3 protein-coding genes are annotated in these 6,472 nt (G+C 42.6%); 1 reads left to right on the top strand and 2 read right to left on the bottom strand.

The genetic code is table 11. The features are described from left to right. Positions 1-13: 13 nt before the first annotated feature. Together OU793_RS23085 and OU793_RS23080 are read right to left on the bottom strand one after the other, a co-directional pair. Positions 14-952 (bottom strand): GlxA family transcriptional regulator, encoded by a 939-nt coding sequence (locus OU793_RS23085; protein ID WP_274647852.1) that lies wholly within the window; start codon positions 950-952, stop codon positions 14-16. A 46-nt stretch (positions 953-998) separates the two neighbouring features. Then, positions 999-4,034 (bottom strand): M6 family metalloprotease domain-containing protein, encoded by a 3,036-nt coding sequence (locus OU793_RS23080; RefSeq protein ID WP_180793957.1) that lies wholly within the window; start codon positions 4,032-4,034, stop codon positions 999-1,001. 265 nt (positions 4,035-4,299) lie between these two features. Here OU793_RS23080 and OU793_RS23075 point away from each other — a divergent pair, with 265 nt between their 5' ends. After that, the gene (locus OU793_RS23075; RefSeq protein WP_274647853.1) at positions 4,300-6,468 is read left to right on the top strand and encodes a M9 family metallopeptidase; all 2,169 of its coding nucleotides are present in this window, start codon (positions 4,300-4,302) and stop codon (positions 6,466-6,468) included. Positions 6,469-6,472: the final 4 nt, after the last annotated feature.

Raw genomic sequence — 6,472 nt, 5'->3', positions numbered from 1 at the left:
CAGTCGCTCAACTTTAGGAGGTTTGGTTTCTCGTCTGAATTACGCAACAAAGCCTATCAACATAACCAGATCGACTTGCAACTTCATCAATTGACAACTTTGTTGACCTCAACAGTTCTTTTGCAAAAGATAAACGCCCTAACTGAATAAACTTTAGCGGACTGATGGATGTCGCCTCTTTAAATCGGCGTTTTAACTGCCGTTCTGATAAGCAAGCTTCATTCGCTAAATCACTGATAGAGACGATGTCTAGATCCGTGGTGAGAATCCATTTTTGGATTTTTAAAATCAGCTCATCTCTGTGTTGCATGTAACGGAAAACATCACAGTATGAATGAGAGTTTCCACTGCTCTCTATTGTACTTAAAAACTGGTTACCAAGGTTTCGAGTGTGCTTTCCAAAATACTCTTCTACTATTTCCAGCATCACACTTGAGTGAGAGTAAGGTCCAGACGAAAGATAGACGTTTCCGTCAATGAGTGCTTTCTGCTCAGTCATGAGCATTATCTCAGGGAACAGTTCGCCAAAGAGGTGGGCGAAGTAAGAATGCATTACAGCTTTGTTTTGCTGCAAAAGACCAGCTTTCGCGACGACAAAAATACCAGTGTCAATTGCAACTATTTTGCTGCCTTTTAGGTGTAACTCTCTGATCCAATCGAACAATGCAGGATCGATATTATCTAACGATTCTAAAGGATCGCCAATTGAGCCAATGATTAATATGTTTGTAAAATCAAATGATTGCCATTGTGCGGTGGGTTGAACGCTGATCCCCCCTCGACCAATTAACGGCCGATTGTTTGGCGTAACGACGTGTGTCATGAAACCTTGGAACTCTGCAAACTCAGCAGCTGTTTCCAAGATCTCTAGTGAGCTTATTATTGATGCAAAATACCTCCCTGTCGGAGCAAGCGCTACGACACGGAGGTTTTTCTTATTGGTTTCCTTCAATCTTCATTCATCCTGCGAATATAAGACGATGAATTATAATATCTTTCTACCAAATATCATTTCTTATTACGAATCTATACAAATTATTAACCTTTGTTCTTAGGCTAATCAGCATCATACATAGAGTGACCCACAGCCCCATAGAGCCGCCTTCTTCACTCTTGCCAGGATCATTTTCCACAACGACTTCTTGCTTAACGACCATAGCAACGTTCTTAGTAATAATTGCACCATCTTTGTCGTTTACCGTCACTTCAAACGTCAGCTTTTCACTTTTCTCACTCACTTTTGGTAACGTCACTTCTACACTTGCCGTGTCCGTGGTGGCAAACTGAGCTTTAGTCCCAGAAACTTGACGCCATTTGAATGAGTGATCCGTTGAATCAACGTCTTTTAAGCCAAGTACAGATAGTGTGACTTTTTCGTTTGATAGGCCTTCTTTACGACTCGCTTCAACAGCGAAGATCGGCTCATCATTAACCGCTTCGACCGTAATTACAGCCATAGCTGTATTAGATTCACGTCCGTTTTCTTTCACAATAGAAAACTCAAACTGGTCATTACCAAAGTAGTTTTCCTTACTTTGGTAGGTATTCCCATCAATCTTGCCGTGCATCGGCGGCTTTTTAATGACGATGGTGTCCCCTTTCTCTAGTCCTTGTTGCTGATGTAAGTTAAGTTCCAGTGGCGTATCTTCTAGCGCTTTGTATTGAAGACTATTCGCGGTGATTTCTGGAGAATTGATCGTGATGACCACCTCACCTTCTGCTGTCGTCCCAAAATCGTCAGACACTTGATACTTCATTACTGCTCGTTGTTCTGGAATGTCCGAAACAGGAACAGAATAGTGGATTTTTTGTCCTGAGATTTCAGCGCTACCAATCGAAGGCTTTGATGTGATCTTATCTAGCTTCAATGTGCTATTCGCATCCGATGAGTGGTCATTCGCCAGTACATCAATCGTAATACTTTCACCGCTTAATACGGTGACGGAATCCGTTTCAACCGTAATACTAGGTTTCGCCTGAGGTTTTTCTAACAAAGCAGCAAAAGGATAGTTACGGCCACGCCCTTCGCTTAATCCGCTCGTCTTGTACGAACTGGCATTTCCATAGAACTGCTTCTTTTTCTCTCCGTTAGACAAATAAGCGTCCAAGAATGAATAGCTATATTCTGGCTTAGCGTTTTCTAGCTCAATGACCAACAACTGCTCACCTTCATCGATATCAAATGGTGATGCAAACATAACTCGACCACCAAACGTAGGAATCACCCCCGATGACACTTCAACTTGAGTGTCAACGTTAATAGACGCATTCCCCCAACGGTTTGTAGTCAGGTCATATTTAAACATGCGATAACGCATCTCGGAGTTTGGTAGGATTGGCTTAGCAAATAAGTAGAAACCAACCAAAGATTGGTAACCGTCGTTGTTTTCTAACCCAAACCCTATCGTATTGTTGCGGCTGTCTTCATACACGTACGTCCTTGAAAGTGACGTTATCCAAGCCGATTTATTCGTCGATGAAGGAATAGACGCTCGTAACGTGCCGCTTTGATCTGTACTGGCGATATCATTAATCGAGATATTGGTTTCCCGGCCACCGGTGATGAGTTTTAAAGAAGGAGTTGTATCGTCCGAAATAGTTACCACATTGCTTGAGCCCGGGAACACATCACCTTGATCTGACCAGCCACGAGTTTGTAGTTCATCCAGACCGTCCGCTTGGAATACCTGAACTTGCATTGGCCCTGTGTCATTGAAACGGTTGTCGATACTTACGGCCGTGATCAAAAGACCTTCACCTGACAACGCACGGTCGTATTCCGTTTTTCTTCTGTTTTCGAAGTAAGCTCTTGGACCTTGCTGTTTCAAATACGGATCGAGATACACCACACCCTCGCCTTGACGAGTCTCGATTGTGCTAGAACCCGACGCTTCAATCACTTTCGGCTTGATGAAACCAGCAGCTTCCTTACTCCATGCCAACATATTGACCGGCGTTTCCCCTGCATACGTATCACCTTGTTTACTTGCCCAACTTCCGCCACCCATTAATCCCCATTGGCCAACAGAACCGGAATGTTTGTAGGAGTACAAATCAGGTAGACCAAGCATCAAGTGTCCAAGCTCATGGGCAATCACGCCCATCGTAGATTGATGGTCTCCTTGGAAGTCAGCAAACAAGCAGTAATCTCGGATGGTCTTTCCATCGATCTCAATCGCATTATGACTATAACGATGAGGCCAAATGTACGGCGTATTTACCGAACCGGCAGATTTGTCATACCCCGCAAATACAAACATCACAGACAATTCGTCAGGTGTGATTTTGTCGTCGTTATTCAAATCGTAAGTAGACAAATCCACATAACGGTCTAACTTGTCGTAAGCAGCTTTAAAAGCCTCATTTAGCTTACTGTCACAAGTCGCATCATTTTTTGAGTGGCAGTTCGGGTGAGCGATATCCAACGTAAGGTCGATGACACCATCGTTCGCTGTACCTTCCGTTTCTTTCGCAGGCTCTACGATGTAACGTCCGTAACTATTCTTACTGAAGTAGTCTTTTACACTTTGCTGATTATCACCAAAAATCACATTGGTGAAGTCATTCACAAAGTCTTGGTTGTTAAAGCTCACCTGAACAACGAGCAAAGGTTGGTGCGTGGGCTCATTTGTTGCGTTTAGTGCTCGAATGGGAGTTTGCTCAAGATATGGCTCATTCATCGGATAAACGTGCTCAGACTGCAATAAAGAAGACGTCGGGGTGACGCGTTCTTTTAACAGCTCTCTGACTGCTTGTGGCATTTCTAATTTGGCTTCAACCCCAAGAGAAGTGACGACAAAACGCCCATCAACAATTTCATGATTACCATAAAACCACCCTGTCTCTTCATCGTAGACATAAATAATGCCTTCTCTATCTTGATACCAGAAAGATTCTTGATCGCCATAAAGTTTTAATTCTTTCTTTGAACCATCATTTAACTGAAATTGATGCCAAGTTGGCGCAGGCAGCGTATTGGCATGAGCAAAGGAAACCATCAAAGTGCTGATGATTGGAAAATATATTTTTTTCATATACCCGTCGACTAAAATAAAAACCAAGCGTTATGTATATCAAAATCAATTTTTCCTTCCCAATTAACATTTCTACTGAATTTATAAATAATAGTTATTTGTTCAATATCACATAAAAATAGGCGTGTTGAGCATAATACATTTTTATCTAGCCATTAAATTCTATTATTTAACTATGCATCAGTAAAAATATATATTTGACGCCCATTTCAAATACAATACTAATTCTATGAAAAATATTAAAACTGCATGTCTTCTATTATCCATGCTTGGTGTTTTAACTGGATGTGGTGGTGATGATTCTTCCGGTGGAGTCAAGACTGTTCCCGTCGTTGGCGTAGATTCTGGCGACAAAAACGATGACAACGCTGACGTAGATTCAACTGTGGATGACGATACAGATACAGATACAGATACAGATACAGATACAGATGATGACAGTACCGTCGATGATGATTCCACGAAAGACGACGATACCACTGACGATGACACCGTGGTAGATGACGATACCGAGCTTTTCCCACATAAAGGAAAATGTACTGTTGAAGATTTTACGGTTGACCGAGTCAATATCGAATCAAGAGTCGCAAACAGTGACTACGAGTGCATGAGAACGTGGTTTTCTCCATCGTTAGAGCAAGCAGACGTCGTCTTCAGTACCATGAGCATGAGTCGAATTACTGGCGGATTAAAAAAGGCAATTGAAGCTTATAAAGGAACAAAAGAGCAAGCTCAGCAAATATACTATTTAGGTGAGTTCATTAAGGCAGCTTACAAAAACCGACACGATACCTTTGCCAAAAAGTTACTACCTTTCCCATCCGAATTAAGCGTAGATATTGCCAATACCATTCAACAATTTTTGCGCTCACCACACGCTCTAACTGACGGTCGCGAACAGCAAGAAGCGCTCGCATCCATGTTGATTGTTGTTGATAGTATTCGACAACTCGCCATCGCCGCACCCGATGTTTTCGCTATTCTTGATAGCTTTTCAGCGGATAAAAGCGACAGCTATTACTACCGTAAAGCCATCAACAATATCTTTGTCGCTATGGCTGGACACTCACAAACCAAAGCGTTTTACGATGTGATTGAATCTGACTCAAGTTATATCCATCGTTTGAGTGGTTTTATTACCAACAACGAATGGGCGATAGGCACGGATTCTGAACAACTACTTGGCAATGCCGCGCGAGAGCTCGCTAGGCTGATAAAAACTGAAGATGCAGAGACAAAAAAAGTCGTTGTCGACACTTTAGATTCTTTGTTAAAGCGCTACCCGCTAGGCGGTAAGTCAGACAGAATTTGGGTTGGCATCGCCGAAATGGTTGACGCTTATGCATCAGATTATCTTGAGCAGCTAGGGCTAAGTAACTCAAAATCTGTATTAAAGCAGCGAATAATGACATTCAGTTATGATTGTCGCGGACCCGCGCGAATTCTTGCTCAAGAGATGACAGAAGCTCAAGCAATAACAAGCTGCGAAACATTAAACCTCAAAGAAGATGACTTCCACCAAACTGTTAATACCGGATATCAGCCTGTCGCTGATGATCATAGCGATAGTGTCGATGTTATTGTTTTTAAAACCAAAAGTGACTACTCAACCTACTCCAGCTTCCTTTTTGATAACACAACCAACAACGGCGGACAGTTCCTTGAGCGAGACCCATCAAAACAAGGAAATGTACCTCGATTCGTCGCTTATCAAAACGGATGGGACGACGACTTTTCGATTCTAAACTTAGAGCACGAATATGTGCATTATTTAGATGGTCGATTCAACCAATACGGTGACTTCCACGACACAATGCGCGAAGGCAATATTGTGTGGTGGTTGGAAGGTTTTGCTGAATACATGTACTACAAAGAGGGCTACAATGCTGCTCTAGTACTTGGCAAAGAAAAGACGCACACATTGGCAGACGTGTTCAGTACGAACTACAGCGACGGTTTAAACCGCGTGTACCGCTGGGGCTACTTAGCTGTGCGCTTCATGATAGAGAAGCATCCTGAAGACGTTACTGAACTGTTAGGTTACTCGCGTACCGGCCAATACAAAGAGTGGGTAAAACTGCTTGAACGATTAGGGCCTGCTTACAATACCGAGTTTCATTCGTGGCTGGATGAGGTGACGAAAGACATTGACGATTCGGATATTTCTCAGCCAAAACCGAAAGAGAAGCCTAAGAAAATCGAACTCAATACCAGCATCCAAGTAAGCGGTAAAAAGTTCTCTGAAACGCTCTTCTTTGTCGATGTTTCAGAAAGTTATAATCAACTGGAAGTGTCTATCTCCGGCACTGGTGATGCCGATCTATACGCTTGTTACGACAAAGTATGCCACTACTTCGAGTACGAATGGTCGAACTACACCCATGGCAGTAACGAAATGATTTCAAGGCTTTGTTGCGTAATTCGATGGAACTAAATCA

Source organism: Vibrio sp. VP6, from assembly GCF_028823755.1.
Lineage (GTDB): Bacteria > Pseudomonadota > Gammaproteobacteria > Enterobacterales > Vibrionaceae > Vibrio > Vibrio parahaemolyticus.
The sequence above is the reverse complement of the archived record's forward strand: the minus strand, read 5'-3'. Positions and strand labels throughout refer to the sequence as shown.